Origin of the sequence: Pandoraea eparura (assembly GCF_902459725.1) — a bacterium.
Taxonomy (GTDB): domain Bacteria; phylum Pseudomonadota; class Gammaproteobacteria; order Burkholderiales; family Burkholderiaceae; genus Pandoraea; species Pandoraea eparura.
This window is the reverse complement of record NZ_CABPSH010000013.1, coordinates 13,843-27,606: the sequence shown is the minus strand read 5'-3', so window position 1 is coordinate 27,606 and position 13,764 is coordinate 13,843. Positions and strand designations below refer to the sequence as shown.

At 64.6% G+C, this 13,764-nt stretch carries 14 protein-coding genes; 10 read left to right on the top strand and 4 right to left on the bottom strand.

The genetic code is table 11. The annotated features are described in order from the left end of the window. Positions 1 to 65: 65 nt before the first annotated feature. Positions 66 to 1,400, bottom strand: coding sequence for an MFS transporter (locus PEP31012_RS20195; RefSeq protein ID WP_150591090.1), 1,335 nt, complete (start codon positions 1,398 to 1,400; stop codon positions 66 to 68). 134 nt (positions 1,401 to 1,534) lie between these two features. On the opposite strand from PEP31012_RS20195, the gene PEP31012_RS20190 reads away from it, so the two are divergent. The 7 genes from PEP31012_RS20190 to PEP31012_RS23745 all read left to right on the top strand — a co-directional run bounded on the left by PEP31012_RS20190 (position 1,535) and on the right by PEP31012_RS23745 (position 7,279). Further along, a complete protein-coding gene (locus PEP31012_RS20190) occupies positions 1,535 to 2,554 on the top strand; it encodes a LysR family transcriptional regulator (RefSeq protein ID WP_246171398.1) in 1,020 nt (339 codons plus the stop codon). A gap of 177 nt (positions 2,555 to 2,731) precedes the next feature. After that, positions 2,732 to 3,718 carry a MerR family transcriptional regulator gene (locus tag PEP31012_RS20185; protein WP_150591089.1) on the top strand — a complete coding sequence of 329 codons (987 nt, stop codon included), beginning with the start codon at positions 2,732 to 2,734 and terminating at the stop codon, positions 3,716 to 3,718. A 41-nt stretch (positions 3,719 to 3,759) separates the two neighbouring features. Next, on the top strand, positions 3,760 to 4,491 hold the full coding sequence (folE, locus tag PEP31012_RS20180) for a GTP cyclohydrolase I (protein ID WP_150591088.1): 732 nt from the start codon (positions 3,760 to 3,762) through the stop codon (positions 4,489 to 4,491). A 45-nt stretch (positions 4,492 to 4,536) separates the two neighbouring features. Then, positions 4,537 to 5,283, top strand: coding sequence for a sigma-70 family RNA polymerase sigma factor (locus PEP31012_RS20175; RefSeq protein WP_174978338.1), 747 nt, complete (start codon positions 4,537 to 4,539; stop codon positions 5,281 to 5,283). 108 nt (positions 5,284 to 5,391) lie between these two features. Beyond that, positions 5,392 to 5,973: a lipocalin family protein gene (locus PEP31012_RS20170; protein ID WP_150591086.1), complete on the top strand. Its 582-nt coding sequence runs from the start codon at positions 5,392 to 5,394 to the stop codon at positions 5,971 to 5,973. Continuing rightward, positions 5,970 to 6,158, top strand: coding sequence for a DUF2256 domain-containing protein (locus tag PEP31012_RS20165; protein WP_150591085.1), 189 nt, complete (start codon positions 5,970 to 5,972; stop codon positions 6,156 to 6,158). Before PEP31012_RS20170 ends, PEP31012_RS20165 begins: the two co-directional genes overlap by 4 nt. A 68-nt stretch (positions 6,159 to 6,226) precedes the next feature. Next, the gene (locus tag PEP31012_RS23745; RefSeq protein ID WP_174978337.1) at positions 6,227 to 7,279 is read left to right on the top strand and encodes a hypothetical protein; all 1,053 of its coding nucleotides are present in this window, start codon (positions 6,227 to 6,229) and stop codon (positions 7,277 to 7,279) included. Here the strand turns inward: PEP31012_RS23745 and PEP31012_RS20150 are convergent. Next, positions 7,263 to 8,753 carry a sensor histidine kinase gene (locus PEP31012_RS20150; RefSeq protein WP_150591082.1) on the bottom strand — a complete coding sequence of 497 codons (1,491 nt, stop codon included), beginning with the start codon at positions 8,751 to 8,753 and terminating at the stop codon, positions 7,263 to 7,265. The two genes, PEP31012_RS23745 and PEP31012_RS20150, sit on opposite strands and share 17 nt — an antisense overlap. Then, complete coding sequence (locus PEP31012_RS20145; protein ID WP_150591081.1) at positions 8,750 to 9,493, bottom strand: response regulator transcription factor; 744 nt, start codon at positions 9,491 to 9,493, stop codon at positions 8,750 to 8,752. The genes PEP31012_RS20150 and PEP31012_RS20145 overlap by 4 nt, the downstream gene beginning before the upstream one ends. Before the next feature lie 265 nt (positions 9,494 to 9,758). Between PEP31012_RS20145 and msrB the strand changes: the two genes are divergently transcribed. The 3 genes from msrB (at position 9,759) to msrA (ending at position 13,144) form a co-directional block, all read left to right on the top strand. Further along, positions 9,759 to 10,343, top strand: a complete 585-nt coding sequence (msrB, locus tag PEP31012_RS20140; RefSeq protein WP_150591080.1) for a peptide-methionine (R)-S-oxide reductase MsrB — start codon at positions 9,759 to 9,761, stop codon at positions 10,341 to 10,343. Between the two features lie 76 nt (positions 10,344 to 10,419). Beyond that, positions 10,420 to 12,255 carry a cytochrome c biogenesis protein DipZ gene (locus PEP31012_RS20135; RefSeq protein ID WP_150591079.1) on the top strand — a complete coding sequence of 612 codons (1,836 nt, stop codon included), beginning with the start codon at positions 10,420 to 10,422 and terminating at the stop codon, positions 12,253 to 12,255. A gap of 100 nt (positions 12,256 to 12,355) precedes the next feature. Next, positions 12,356 to 13,144, top strand: a complete 789-nt coding sequence (msrA, locus tag PEP31012_RS20130; RefSeq protein WP_217427156.1) for a peptide-methionine (S)-S-oxide reductase MsrA — start codon at positions 12,356 to 12,358, stop codon at positions 13,142 to 13,144. A 107-nt stretch (positions 13,145 to 13,251) separates the two neighbouring features. Here msrA and PEP31012_RS20125 read toward each other — a convergent pair whose 3' ends face one another. Next, positions 13,252 to 13,629 (bottom strand): VOC family protein, encoded by a 378-nt coding sequence (locus PEP31012_RS20125; RefSeq protein ID WP_150591078.1) that lies wholly within the window; start codon positions 13,627 to 13,629, stop codon positions 13,252 to 13,254. Positions 13,630 to 13,764 lie beyond the last annotated feature (135 nt).

Sequence of the window (13,764 nt, the reverse complement as noted above, 5' to 3'; positions counted from 1 at the left end):
CACCTCACGCATACCGCAATGCTCGGTCGCAAGCGGTGCGTTATTCAGTAACCATCACGGTCGAATCACGGCGCACTCACTTGCGTTGCAGCGTCCGACATCGCGCTATCGCTACGCGCCACGCTGCGATACAGCGCTGCAGACGCCACAAGAGCAATCCCCCCTGACACCGCGAATACGACAGCCATTGCATTAGGCAAGGCTTCGGCACTCCCGAGAAACAGGTGGCGCCCCACGAGGGCGATGAGCGTGGGCGAAAGGCCCTGACCCAGCAACCCATTCAACACGAGCACCATCGCCATGACGACACCGATCGACTGCGTGGGTACGACGCGCGCCACGATCGTCGAGGTGACCGACATGAAGGTCCAGGAGAACAGCACAACCAGCGCATCGACGATCCAGAAGGACTGCAGCGTTCCTGTCAGTACCAGCGCCACCGTGAGTCCCGCAACGGCAAGGCTCGTCACCATGCCCACGCCGGCCACACTAGTCAGCGCCGCTGCCCTGCGCTCCATCGCCATTCCTGCCAACCAAAGCCCGAGCGGCCCCATCGTCAATAACACGGCCCCCTGAATCAGCCCGATCTCCCGCATCCCGAGATGAAAACGTCGAACGATCACGGTGGGCAGCCAGGCCGCCAGGCCGAAAGTAATGATGGCGTTCGCCACCACAAAGAGGAACAGTGGCCCGAAGATGGCGCGATGCGCCCAGAGATACGCAACAACGTGGTGCGAGCCTCGCGACGGATTTGCCGCCCCGCTGCGGCGACGACCCGGATCCTTGCTAAGGAAAATCATCAGGCTCATCGGCACCCCGACCAATCCGATCATGAACAACGTCATCTGCCACGCCGTCACGTTCCCAAGGAACGGGATGGAGTTCATACCGGACGAGTGGATGGCGCTCATCAACGGACCGCCAAGGACCAGCGACAATCCGGTGCCAAGCATCAATGCCATCGTATAGACGGAGAGCGCCCGGGCGCGGCGACTTTCGTCCACACCGTCGCGAATCAGCGAATACGACGAAGGGGGAATCAACGCCTCGGCCCCTCCGACGATGACACGCGCGGCGACCAGGACAGCAAAGGTGGTCGCTGCGGCGTTGGCCGCAACGGCCAGCGACCACACGAGCACACCACAGGCGATGATCAGACGACGGTCAAACCGATCGGCCAGCCACCCCGCCGGTAATCCCACCACGATATTGGCGACCGCAAATGCCGCGCCGATCAGAAAGCTGATTTGCACGTCGCTCACGCCGAAATCGCGCTGGATCGGCGCGACCATGAGCACCAGGATGTTCTTGTCGATCTGGGCCAGCATGGTCATCAGAGTCAAGGTGGCGACTAGCCCCCACTGGGCGAGCCGCGAGCCCGCCTTATGATTCGCCTGCATAGGTTCGTGTCTCCGCGATGCTTGTTGGTTTGCAGGCTATGTCTGCCTGTTGAGGCGATTATAGGTATCGCATGACATTTATAAAATTTATTGTTTAAATACAGTACATCCATTCCGTAAATGTCAAAAACGTCATGCGATTCAACAAACTCGATCTCAACCAACTCGTGGTACTGGACGCCCTGCTATCCACTCGCAGCGTCGGTAAGGCCGCAGAGCGCCTGTTCCTGAGTCAGCCAGCGACCAGTTGCTCGCTGGCCCGCCTGCGCGAATATTTCGAGGACGAGTTACTTGTGCCGGTGGGAAAAACGCAGGTACTCACCCCGCTAGCCAAAGAGTTGGTGAAACCCGTTAGGGACGTCCTGCTCCAGATCCAGACAATCACGCGCGCACGTCCCACGTTTGATCCTGCGACGTCGACGCGTCGCTTCACGATAGAGGCGTCCGACTATGTGATCAGTGTGTTTCTGTCGGAAGTGGTCAAGCGAGCAGCAATGTTGGCGCCCCTGATGCAGTTCGACTTGCGCGCGATCAGTCCGCAGACGCCCGAGCATCTGGAAAACGGGGAGGCAGAATTGCTGATTGCACCAGAGTTCGCACGGGTTGCCGGACATCCCGCGGAGCCATTGTTCAACGACACTTTTTCGTGCCTGGTGTGTGCCGAGTATCGAATGGCGGGCGACCGGCTGACGGAAGACGAGTACTTCGACGCCGCTCATGTTGGTGTGGAATGGGGGGGCGGTCGTCGCATTACCTTTGACGCCCGCTTACTCTCCACGAGCAAGCGGACACGGCGCCAGACGGTGATCGCGCCAACCTTCACACTCGTCCCGGCATTGCTCGTGGGAACCTCTCGGATCGCCACGCTCCCCTCCCGACTGGCACACCAAATGGCACAACGTTTCCCGCTGCGCGTGCTGGAATGCCCTGTCGGTATTCCAGCGTTCACCGAAAACCTTCAATGGCACAAGTTCCAAGAGCGCGATCCGGCTATCGCGTGGCTTCGGTCACTGTTTCGTGAAATCGCACAATGCCTGCCCGCCCTTGCAGCGTCCGGCGAAAAGGAAGCCCATGGATCTCGCGGCGCAACCCGGGCAAGTGGGGCAAAGCCGAGCCCCGAGCCGAAAGTCAGACGGGTGAAAGCCTCCCGTTAGCCGGCGCCTGATTCCATCAACGTTGCATCGACGCTGTCATGGTTTGATAGCGGTGCGCCGAAATCATCGATCGAGTCACAATCAAAACTCACTATCAATTATATTTTTAATTTGAGTCGAATTTATTGACTCAAATGCAAACGTGAGTTAATTTAGGAGGCATTGGGTAACCTTCGTGTGAGCCCGCCCAAGCGGGAGACGAAAGTGGATACAGTTCGGCGATATCGAAGCGGCGAGGCGGCGAAACTCGCGGACATGCCTGCGGCAACCTTGCGCATCTGGGAGCAACGCTATGGCGTTGTGTCGCCGCCCACCAGCGCCTCGGGTCAGCGCCTGTATTCCGACGTTGATGTCCACCGCCTGAGAACGATCAAGGCGTTGGTGAACCGAGGGCATGCCATCAGCTCTATTGCCCACCTGGATGGCGATCAGTTGCGGCACTTGGCCAGCGCAGGCAGCAACCCGGCGCTGTCAGACGCCCCCATGCGAGCCACGAACCTGTTCATCGTCGGATTTGGCGAAAGCGTGACGCTCGACATGCCGAAGGGCGTCAATGCCGTCCGGCTCGAATCCATTCACGAGATCCCCTCCGCTGACGGCGACGAGTCCGCCGAGACCTGCGTCGTCATCCGCGTCGAGGCGCTTCACGAAGACGTGGTTCTGGCGATCGTCTCGGCCGCGCAGCGACTGCTGTGCGATGACGTGCTCGTCGTCTATTCCTTCGGCACGACGCGGGCGGCCGAACTCGCGCGATTGGAGGGCATCAACCTCAAACGCGCTCCCAACGCCCTGCTGCATGCGAACGACCTCCTCGCCGAGTACCTGCAGTCGTTGCATCGCCGTGATTCCGGCAGCGCAGGCCGCGAGCGGATCTGGCGAAGAACGCCGCGCCGGTTCGACAACGACACGCTGACGAGCGTGGTCTCCCGGTCGACGACCATCGCTTGCGAGTGCCCCAAGCATCTTGCCGAACTCGTGCTGCAAATCGCCGCGTTCGAGCGTTACAGCGATGAATGTCAGTCACGCTCGCCCGCCGACGCGCTGCTCCATCGACATCTCGGCGACGCAGCCAACAAGGCCGTCGCCATGTTCGAAGACGCCCTCGCCGCCGTGGCTGAGCACGAAGGCTGGTCCATGCCGGCCATCACGCGCGGCGAGCGCTGAACATCGCCACACGTCGGCAACTTCCTTTTCCGGAGAACCTCATGGGCGCGATCATCGATTCGCAACCGGCCATCACGAAGGGCGCCGAGCAAGGCGTCCCGTTGTCGCAAGTCATCCGGCAACGCTTGCGAAACGCCGGAGTCCGGTTTCACGCCAACGACAACATCGCCGCCCACCTGCGCGAGGGGGATGTCGACACATTGCAGGGCGAAGTGGCCATGCATATCGAGAACGCCCTTCGCGCACTTGTCATTGACGTCGACAATGACCACAACACGCGCGAGACCGCGAAGCGCGTCGCGAAGATGTTCGTCAGGGAAGTGTTCTCCGGACGTTACGAACCGCCGCCCGCAGTCACGGAATTCCCGAACATCGGGCAACTGAACGAACTCACGTTAATCGGGCCGCTTCGCGTGAGGAGCGCATGCTCGCATCATCTCTGCCCGATCATGGGTCGCGCATGGATTGGCGTATTGCCCGCGGCGAATTCGAACCTGCCCGGCTTGTCCAAATATGCCCGATTGCTTAATTGGGTCATGGCAAGACCGCAGATTCAGGAGGAAGCCGTCAAGCAGATCGCCGACTTGCTCGAGGAAAAGATCACCCCCGACGGGCTCGCCGTCGTGATGGAGGCCGATCACTTCTGCATGCATTGGCGAGGCACCAAAGACGACGGCGCGCGCATGGTGAGCAGCGTCATGCGGGGACGCTTCCTCGAAGATCCCGCGTTGCGCCGCGAGTTTCTGGCATTGATGCCCGACCGCTCGCAGTAAAGGCAAACGCATCGATCCCGCAGCATCCTCCCTGGAGACGCCGCGATGACAACTATCGATATCAGTCAATACGCTTGTCCGACGGGCACGAGCGTCGGCGGCGTCTCGTCGCAAAACGCGCCCGCGAACGCGAGTCCGTGCTCGACCGCAGCTGGTGCTGGTGCTGGTGCTGGTGCTGGTGCTGGTGTCGGTGTCGGTGCCGCCCGCATGTCGGCACGTCCTTCACTTTCCCCGTCATCTCGCCCGTCGCTTGGCGATGGCACCGACCTGACGGGGCTGCTGACGCTGGCTCAGCTCGGCGACGAGGAGGCCTTCGCGCAGTTCTACCAACATACCTCGTCCGTGCTGTTCGGCGTCATCCTTCGTGTGATTCATCACCGCGCCGAAGCCGAAGATATCCTTCACGATGTCTATATGGCGTTGTGGCAGCGTCGTCTGATGTTCGATGCACAGCGCGGCGACGTCCTGCCGTGGATGTCGACCATTGCCCGGAACCGAGCCATCAGCTATCTACGCAAACGACAACCGATTCCGCTGGACGAGACCCTCATGTCGTCCATCGCCGCGGATACCGTGCCCCCGCCGGAGCTGACTGAAAAGGATCGCGAAAAGCAAAGACTCTCGGTGGCCATGACCGCGCTCTCTGCGCAACAGCGGCAGGCCATCACGATCGCCTATTTCGGCGGTTTCACCTATACCGAACTCGCCCAGACGTTGGGCGTGCCGGAAGGCACCGCCAAAAGCTGGATTCGTCGAGGCCTCGCCAAGCTCCGGGAGGTGCTCGAGTCCTGAAAATTCCCGCCTCCGGTCACGGTTGAGCACAACGATAGTCGATGCCAGCGTGCTTGATGGACGCCGGACGCTAACACAGGCTTCCCATTTACCCACCTAGGTACTGACATGACAAACGCTGTTCCCGCCAAACGATCCGTCGCGCTGCGGTGGCTGAGCGCGCTCTCGTTATCGTTCACGTTCCTCCTGCTGTCCGGGTGCGCCAGCACGAGTCCGCCGCCGGGGGTCTCCCCCGTGTCGCCCTTCGATGTGAGTCGCTATCAGGGCCGCTGGTACGAACTGGCCCGCCTCGACCATGCGTTCGAGCGCGGCATGACGGACGTCTCCGCCACCTACACGCCGCAGCCCGATGGCAGCCTGCGTGTGCTCAATCGTGGCTTCGATACGGCCAACGGTCAGTGGCGCGAGGTGACCGGAAAGGCGCTGTTTATCGGTTCGCCGTCCGTCGCCTCGCTGAAGGTGTCGTTTTTCGGCCCGTTCTACGGCGGCTATCATGTGGCCGCTCTCGACCCCGACTATCGCTGGGCGTTGGTGCTGGGCCCGGATACTGGCTACTGCTGGATTCTCGCGAGGGACAAGCATCTCGGCGCGAGCGAGAGGCAGCGCATCGTGGCGCGTGCGCAAGCGCTGGGCGTCGATACGACGGCGCTTGTCTGGGTGACCCATGATCGCGTCGATCCCGTCGAATGACCAAGCACGGTAAGGCATTTCTCCCCAGCAAAGTCTGTCAGGCGTGCGGCCGGCCTTTTACATGGCGCAAGAAATGGGCTCGGGTGTGGGGCGACGTCCGGTACTGTTCCGAGCGATGCCGGCGGGTGCGTCGCCCGGAGCCGGTACAATCAGGAAAAAATACCTTCGGCAAACCCTTCCGATGATGTCAGCTTCACCCATCTGCCTTATCCGCTCGGTCTCTTGCGCCCGCCCTGTCCGGGGCGCGCTGGCATTGACCGCCTTGGCCGCCGCACTCGCCGGCTGCGCGGGTCCCCGGCCGCAGGCCGCGCCGGCCACCCCGCCGACCGCCCACGCGTCGCCCCCCGCCCCCACGAATCCACCGCCCGCCGCCGACGCGCCACAGGCATCAGCGCCGCTACCGTGGTGCGTGCAGCCCGCGCTGCGTGAGGAAGACGATCTGATGCGCAACTTCGGCGGCATTCCCGCCGGGGTCCGCCGCATCGAAGAAACGCGCTTCATCGCCAGTTACGACCGCGCCACCGGCAAGGTCGGGCCGCTCGACAACGGCAATCGCTTCGTGATGGATTTCGACAAGCACGGTCGCCTGCTCGCGAGCACCGACCGCGGTCGTTATACCTATGACGCCGACGGCCGGCTGCACAGCGTCGACGGCGCCCCCGTCGACTGGCAGAGCGCCAACGCCTGGGTCGTTCACGGTACCGCCCGTCGCGCAACGTGGAAGGAGCAGGTGCGCCACGAGAACGACGGGCAATTGGAATGGACCCGCAGTCTCGTCGCCGCTGCCAATGGCACGCATCTTCACCACGCCGGCAGCCTGCAAGCGCGACGATTCGACGACGAATGCTTCGCGCTCTCGCGTCAATGGACGGCGCCCAACGAAGCGCGTCAGGTCGTCACGGCCGACGGCAAGGTGCGACCGGCGCCGAAATGGGTCGCCTACCGGACGTTCGCGAGCGTGGAGCGCAAGCCGAACGGCGGGCGCATCGTACGTGACAACGGCGCCGCCGCCTTCATCGACGGTCAATGGCTCGCGCTGGCGTGGGACAACGAGGTCTCGGAATACTCGCCGCGTCATGAACTGATGCGCGTGACGCGCACCGACGCCGCCACCGGCACGCGTCACGTGTCCGAGTATCACTACACGCACGATGCGCACGGCAATATCGTGCGCGTCGTGATCACCGCACCGGCCGCGCACGGCGAGAAGGTCGACCCGTTCGCCAATGTCTTCGTGCGCAAACTGACCTACTTCGACGCGGCACCGGCAGCCTCGGCGCCCAACCAACTCACGTCGGCAAAGTAAAGCGGAACGTCGCCCCCTGCCCGGCCTGTCCGGGCGTGTCGACCAGCGTGATGCGCCGGCCGTGCAGTTGCAGAATGCGATGCACGATGCGCAAGCCCAGCCCGCCCTCACGGCGGGCGCCGCCCACCGTGAATGGCCGCTCGAACAGGCCTTCGCGCGCGGTCTCGGGGATGCCGGGACCGGTATCGCTCACCCTCACCTCGATATCGGCGCCGACCGGCGCTACCGCCACCGTGATCTCACCGCCCGACGGCGTGTATCGCAGTGCATTGTCGAGCAGGTTCGTGAACACGCGTTCGATCAAACCGAGATCGGCGCGCGCGACCGGAATGTGCGGCGCGAGTTTCGCGCGCAACGCTACCCCGCGCGACTCGGCACTCAGTTCGAACTTCTGGAAGACGTCCTGAATCAGATCCGTCACGGAGAACGGCTCGGCTTCGGGCTGCACGAAGCCATGTTCGAGACGCGCCAGTTCGAACAGCGATTGCGCCAGCGCGCCGACCTTGCGGCTCTGATCGAGCGCAATGCCCAGATAGCGCCGCCGCTCGGCCGGGGTGAGCGTGGCGTCCTTGAGCGAGAGTGTCTCGAGATAGCCGTGCAGCGACGAGAGCGGCGTGCGCAGATCGTGCGAGATGTTGGCGATGAGTTCGCGCCGCTCCTGATCCTGACGCGTCAGCGTGCGCCACTGCGCGCCCAGTCGCTCGACCATCTGCCGGAAGGTGCGCTCGAGCACGACGATCTCGTCGTTCGGCCGCGCCTGCTGCAACGCCAGTTCATCCGCGGACACGGCGGGCAGCGGCACCGGGGCCGCGTCGATATCGAACTCGCGCACGGAATCCGTCAGGCGTCGCAACGGACGCGTAATCAATGCAAACGCCGCCAGACCGGCAATCAGGCACAGCGCCGCCACCAGACCGATCGACCAGAGCGCTGTATTGAGCGCGGCGCTCGTCGCCCCGCGCGCCGCGAAGCGGTCGTGCGCTTCGCCAACCAGCACGACGTAGATGTAGCCGACCTCGCGGCCGTCCACTCGCAGCGGCGCGGCGCTGAACACCTTGCGCACGTCAGCGTTACGCGGATCGTCGCCGTAGATCGGCAACGCCTCGCCATCAAGCAGCCGGTGCACGGGGGCCAGATCGACCTGCGTTCGCCGCAGATGACCTTCCGGCGCCGCATGGCCGGTGATACGGCCCTGCATGTCGAGCAAATACACTTCCACGCTCGGATTCACGACCATGAGTTGCCCGAACAGGCGCCGCACGGCGTCGGGCTTCATGCCGTTCGCGTCCATGAGCTGAGCGTTCGCGGCGATATGCTCCGCGAGTCCGCGCGAGAGTCCCTGAATCACTTCGGCTTCGTGCATGCGATTGGCGCGCACCTGCATCCACGCCGACGTGCCGCAGCACACGAGCAGCAGTGCCGCGAACACCACCGACAGGCGCTGCGTGAGGGTGAGATTCCAGCGACGCATCATGCGCCTCCTGCTTCGGCACCCGTGCCGTCGGGCCCGCCTTCGCTGGCGAACTTGTAGCCGCGTCCCCAGACCGTGAGGATGCGCGTGGGCTGCGTCGGATCCGCTTCGATCTTGGCGCGCAGGCGATTGATGTGCGTGTTGACGGTGTGCTCGTAGCCCTCATGCTGATAGCCCCAGACGGCATTGAGCAGGTCCATGCGCGAGAACACCTTGCCGGGCTGGCGGACGAAGAAGTACAGAAGATCGAATTCGCGCGGCGTGAGGTCAAGCCGCTTGCCGCTGAGCGACGCCTCACGGGCAATCGGATCGATGAACAGCCCCGCCGTCGCCAGACTGCCCGCCTCCATGCGGGCGTTGCGCGCGAGCGCGTCGACGCGCCGCATGAGTGCCTTGACCCGCGCCACCAGTTCCAGCACCGAAAACGGTTTGGCCAGGTAGTCGTCCGCGCCCAGTTCCAGCCCGAGGATGCGGTGCACCTCGCTCGCGCGGGCGCTGATGATGATGATCGGCGTGTAGCGGGTCATCGCCCGCGCGCGACGGCAGATTTCCAGTCCGTCAACGCCGGGCAGCATCAGGTCGAGGACCAGCGCATCCCAGCCCCCCTCGGACAATCGCCGAAGGCCTTCGTCACCGTCGGCGCAATGCACGACCTCGAACCGCTCGTCGCGCAGATGCAGCGCAAGCAGGTCGGCAATATGCACGTCGTCTTCGACGAGCAGAACACGGCGCGGCGATTCCATCGCAGGCACGGCTCCTGGAAAAGTGGGTCTTGAGGGCCCCATTGTGCGCAGTTCCCGCACCGCGAGGTATCACGAATTGTTTAATTTTACGTGAGGACTTTGCCATCGCTGGCGCACTACCCTTGAATCATCGATCTGGCACAAATAGCGCCCGTACCGGCCGTGCCGGCGGTAGCGATAACGCCGAACCCAGGCCGTCGCGCTGCCCCGAGTCCACAACGGCGGACCACCCCGCGCCGGATCGCCCTACTCACCGGAGGATGTCATGCGTTTGTCCGATACCCCACCGCGCAAGCCGTCGCGGTCCCGTGCCGCCTCGGCGGGCTCGACGCCGTCGCGCCGCGCGTTCCTGCTGAGCGCCACTGCCGCGGCGGCCGCCGCCGTCGCCGGGCTGGTGCCGCGTCTCACACGCCCCGCGCGCGCCGACGATGCCCGTCACGCCGGCGCCCCCGAGCGTTTCGAGGTCGTCTACAGCGACGCCGAATGGCGCAAGCGCCTCACACCCGCCCAGTACGAGATCTTGCGCCAGGAGGGCACCGAGCGGCCATATTCGAGCCCGCTCAACGACGAACATCGCGCCGGAACCTTTGCCTGCGCCGGCTGCGCGCTGCCGCTCTTCTCGTCGCGCACGAAATTCGACAGTCACACGGGTTGGCCGAGCTTCTGGATGCCGCTGGACCATGCCGTGGGTACGCGTACCGACTCGACTTTCGGCATGATCCGTACCGAAGTCCATTGCCGGCGTTGCGGCGGCCATCTGGGCCATGTGTTCGACGACGGACCGAAGCCGACCGGCCTGCGCTATTGCATGAACGGCCTCGCCATGACGTTCCTGCCGCAACCCGCCTGAGCACCATGCCACATTCGCCATCCACTCACCAACCTCCGCTTCGCCCGGCCAACGGGTGCGGCGCAAGGAGCGCTTCATGACTTTGCTCATCCTGGCCTACCTCGGCGGGATTCTGACGATCGTCAGTCCGTGCATCCTGCCGGTGCTGCCGTTCGTGTTCTCGCGGGCCGGTCAATCGTTCTCGCGCAGCGTGTTGCCAATGCTCGCCGGCATGGTGCTGATGTTCGCGCTGGTGGCCACGCTCGCCGCCGTCGGCGGAAGCTGGGTCGTGCAGGCAAACCAGTACGGCCGCTGGGTCGCGCTCGCCCTCGTCGCCCTGTTCGGCGCGACGCTGCTCTTCCCGAAGCTCGCCGAACGGCTCACGCATCCGCTCGTGTCGCTGGGTGACCGTCTGTCGCAGTCTGCGCAAGGCGGCAGCACCGCAGGCGCCCATCCCGGCGCGTCGTTCCTGCTTGGCATTGCCACCGGCCTGCTCTGGGCGCCCTGCGCCGGTCCGATTCTCGGCCTGGTGCTCACGGGCGCCGCGCTGCAGGGCGCCAGCGTCGGCACCACGCTGCTGCTTGTCGCCTACGCGGCCGGCGCCGCCACGTCGCTCGGGCTGGCGCTCGTCGTCGGCGGGCGTGTGTTCTCCGCCATGAAGCGCTCGCTCGGCGCGGGCGAATGGATTCGCCGCGGCCTGGGCGGACTGATGCTCGCGGGCGTCGCCGCCATCGCCCTCGGTCTCGACACCGGTGTGCTGGCGCAACTCTCGACGGCGTCGACGGGCGGCATCGAGCAGCGCCTCGTCGACCAGCTTGGCGCACGTCGCGGGGCCACCGCGGCCAACGCCAATGCAGCGGCCGCCGACGCAACCGACGCGCTTGCCGACACCCACCCCGCCGGCCCGTCCATGATGCCGGTGCGCGACACAATGATGCGCGCCGCCGACGCCGTCCCCGCGCCGTTGCCGGTCGAAGGTCAACTGCCCTCGCTTGACGGCGCGGTGCAATGGCTGAATTCGCCGCCGCTTACGGCGCAGTCCCTGCGCGGCAAGGTCGTGCTTGTCGACTTCTGGACGTACTCGTGCATCAACTGCCTGCGCACGCTGCCCTACGTGAAAGCCTGGGCGCAGAAGTATCGTGACCAGGGCCTTGTCGTCATCGGTGTGCATGCGCCCGAATTCGCGTTCGAGCGCGACATCGGCAACGTGAAAAAGGCCGTGCATGACCTGGGGGTCGACTACCCGGTGGCCATCGACAACAATTTCGCCATCTGGCGCGGCTTCCACAATCAGTACTGGCCGGCGCACTACTTCATCGATGCCCAGGGTCGCGTACGTTACCACCACTTCGGCGAAGGCAATTACGCCGAGTCGGAACGCGTGATCCAGCAACTGTTGCGCGAGGCCGGTGCGAAGCAGGTCGCGAGCGGCATTGCCGATGTGCAGGCGGGTGGCATCCAGCAAGCGGCCGACATGGGTGACGTTCGCTCGCCGGAGACCTATGTCGGCTACGCGCGTGCGGAGAACTTCGCGTCGCCGGGCGGCGCCGTGCACGATCAGGCCAGCGGCTACCGCGTCCCGTCGACGCTGTCGCTCAATCAATGGGGGCTGACCGGCGACTGGCGCGTAGGTCCGCAACGGGCTACCGCCGTGCAGGCCGGTGCGCGCATCGTCTACCGCTTCCATGCGCGCGACCTGCACCTCGTCCTCGGCCCGAAAGCCAGCGGCCAACCGGTGCGCTTTCGCGTGACGGTCGACGGCAAGGCGCCCGGCGATGCGCACGGCACCGACGTCGGCCCCGACGGCACCGGCACCGTGGCCGCCCAGCGGTTGTACCAGTTGGTACGACAGTCGGGCGACGTGCGCGATCGCACGTTCAGCATCGAGTTTCTCGATCCGGGCGTCTCGGCCTATGCCTTCACGTTCGGCTGAGGTCGACGGGGTTGGGCGACTTGCGTCGCGCCCCTTCCTCAAGCCTGATGAACCCATTCCTCACGCCACCAAGGCGTGCGCAAACGCCAGGAGTTTTCAGATGAACCCGTTCGATTCCCATCACCGGTCGCCAACGCACAACACCCCCACGCGCCAATCGCCGCGCAGCTCATCGCCTGCCTGGCGCGTGCGACGCGTCCTACTCGGCGTCGCCGCCGCGGGGGCACTCGTCTGGCAAGTGGGCGCATACGCGTTCGGCGGCGCCGAGGCCGCCGTCGTCATCGCCGCCCCAAAGCTCGACGAACCCGCCACGGGCGCTCACAGCGAGACGGCCGTGTTCGCCGGCGGCTGCTTCTGGGGCGTGCAAGGCGTGTTTCAGCACGTGAAGGGCGTGACGAAGGCTGTCTCCGGCTACGCAGGCGGCACGGCCAAGACGGCCGACTACGAAACCGTCAGCAGCGGTGCGACGGGCCACGCCGAATCGGTGGAAGTGACGTTCGATCCGCAGCAAGTCTCCTACGGGACGCTGCTGCAAATCTACTTCTCCGTCGCGCACAACCCGACCGAACTCAATCGTCAGGGCCCGGATACCGGCACGCAATATCGCTCGGCCGTGTTCCCGATGAGCGACGCACAACGCCATGTCGCCGACGCCTACATCGCGCAGCTCAACGCCTCGCATGTCTACAGCAAGCCCATCGTCACCCGCCTGGAAAAGTACACGGGCTTCTATCCCGCCGAGACTTATCATCAGGATTTCCTGACCGAACATCCGATGTATCCGTACATCGTTATCAACGACCTGCCGAAGGTGAAAGACCTCAAGCGTCTGTTCCCCGCCCAGTATCGCGACACGCCCGTGCTCGTGAAATCCGCCAACGCGATGTAAGGCGTCGTTGCGGCGAGGGGCGCGGGGGCACGGGGGCGCAAGCGGCCCGCGACGCTGGCGCCCTTCGCCCTTCGCCCCTCGCCCCGCCCTCTCGCCGCACGCTCGGCTTATCGCGGCGCGTCGGCGAGCTTGTACACGCGGACCCGGTGACCATCCGGATCAGACGCCACGAACGTGCGACCGAAGTCCATCGTCGTCGGCGCCTGCAGGATCGTGATGCCTCGCGCGCTCCAGTCCTCCCACGTGGCGTCCACGTGCGCGTTGGACGCCACCGGCAGCACGATTTCGCTGCCGCCGGGCGGCGCGATGGCCGTCGGCGCCACGCCATAGCGCGCCCACAGTCCCAACTTCAGCCCCGACGGGAACACGAACATCGCAAATCCGGGCGAGGCTTCCACCGGCTCGAGGTCGAACAATTCGGCATAGAACGCCGCGCTTTCGGGGGGACTCGAAACATACAAAATGACCAAATTCGGATGCAGCATGACTCGCTCCTGTCGATAGTGATGGATGACATGTCGCCCGGCCGGCGCCCGCATCCGCTGGACCGTCATGCGCTGTCATGCCTCACATCGTACGAAGCGATACTGTCAATTTTTGTCAGCAGTCGAATAGCGGGG

What these genes read in the sequence shown, in the direction of transcription:
- PEP31012_RS20190 (WP_246171398.1), top strand. Translation starts at nt 1,535, where the DNA reads ATGCGATTCAACAAACTCGATCTCAACCAACTCGTGGTACTGGACGCC.
- PEP31012_RS20195 (WP_150591090.1), bottom strand. Translation starts at nt 1,400, where the DNA reads ATGCAGGCGAATCATAAGGCGGGCTCGCGGCTCGCCCAGTGGGGGCTA.
- PEP31012_RS20125 (WP_150591078.1), bottom strand. Translation starts at nt 13,629, where the DNA reads ATGCTGCATCCGAATTTGGTCATTTTGTATGTTTCGAGTCCCCCCGAA.
- PEP31012_RS20150 (WP_150591082.1), bottom strand. Translation starts at nt 8,753, where the DNA reads ATGATGCGTCGCTGGAATCTCACCCTCACGCAGCGCCTGTCGGTGGTG.
- msrB (WP_150591080.1), top strand. Translation starts at nt 9,759, where the DNA reads ATGCGTTTGTCCGATACCCCACCGCGCAAGCCGTCGCGGTCCCGTGCC.
- PEP31012_RS20135 (WP_150591079.1), top strand. Translation starts at nt 10,420, where the DNA reads ATGACTTTGCTCATCCTGGCCTACCTCGGCGGGATTCTGACGATCGTC.
- PEP31012_RS20145 (WP_150591081.1), bottom strand. Translation starts at nt 9,493, where the DNA reads ATGGAATCGCCGCGCCGTGTTCTGCTCGTCGAAGACGACGTGCATATT.
- PEP31012_RS20170 (WP_150591086.1), top strand. Translation starts at nt 5,392, where the DNA reads ATGACAAACGCTGTTCCCGCCAAACGATCCGTCGCGCTGCGGTGGCTG.
- PEP31012_RS20175 (WP_174978338.1), top strand. Translation starts at nt 4,537, where the DNA reads ATGACAACTATCGATATCAGTCAATACGCTTGTCCGACGGGCACGAGC.
- PEP31012_RS20165 (WP_150591085.1), top strand. Translation starts at nt 5,970, where the DNA reads ATGACCAAGCACGGTAAGGCATTTCTCCCCAGCAAAGTCTGTCAGGCG.
- msrA (WP_217427156.1), top strand. Translation starts at nt 12,356, where the DNA reads ATGAACCCGTTCGATTCCCATCACCGGTCGCCAACGCACAACACCCCC.
- folE (WP_150591088.1), top strand. Translation starts at nt 3,760, where the DNA reads ATGGGCGCGATCATCGATTCGCAACCGGCCATCACGAAGGGCGCCGAG.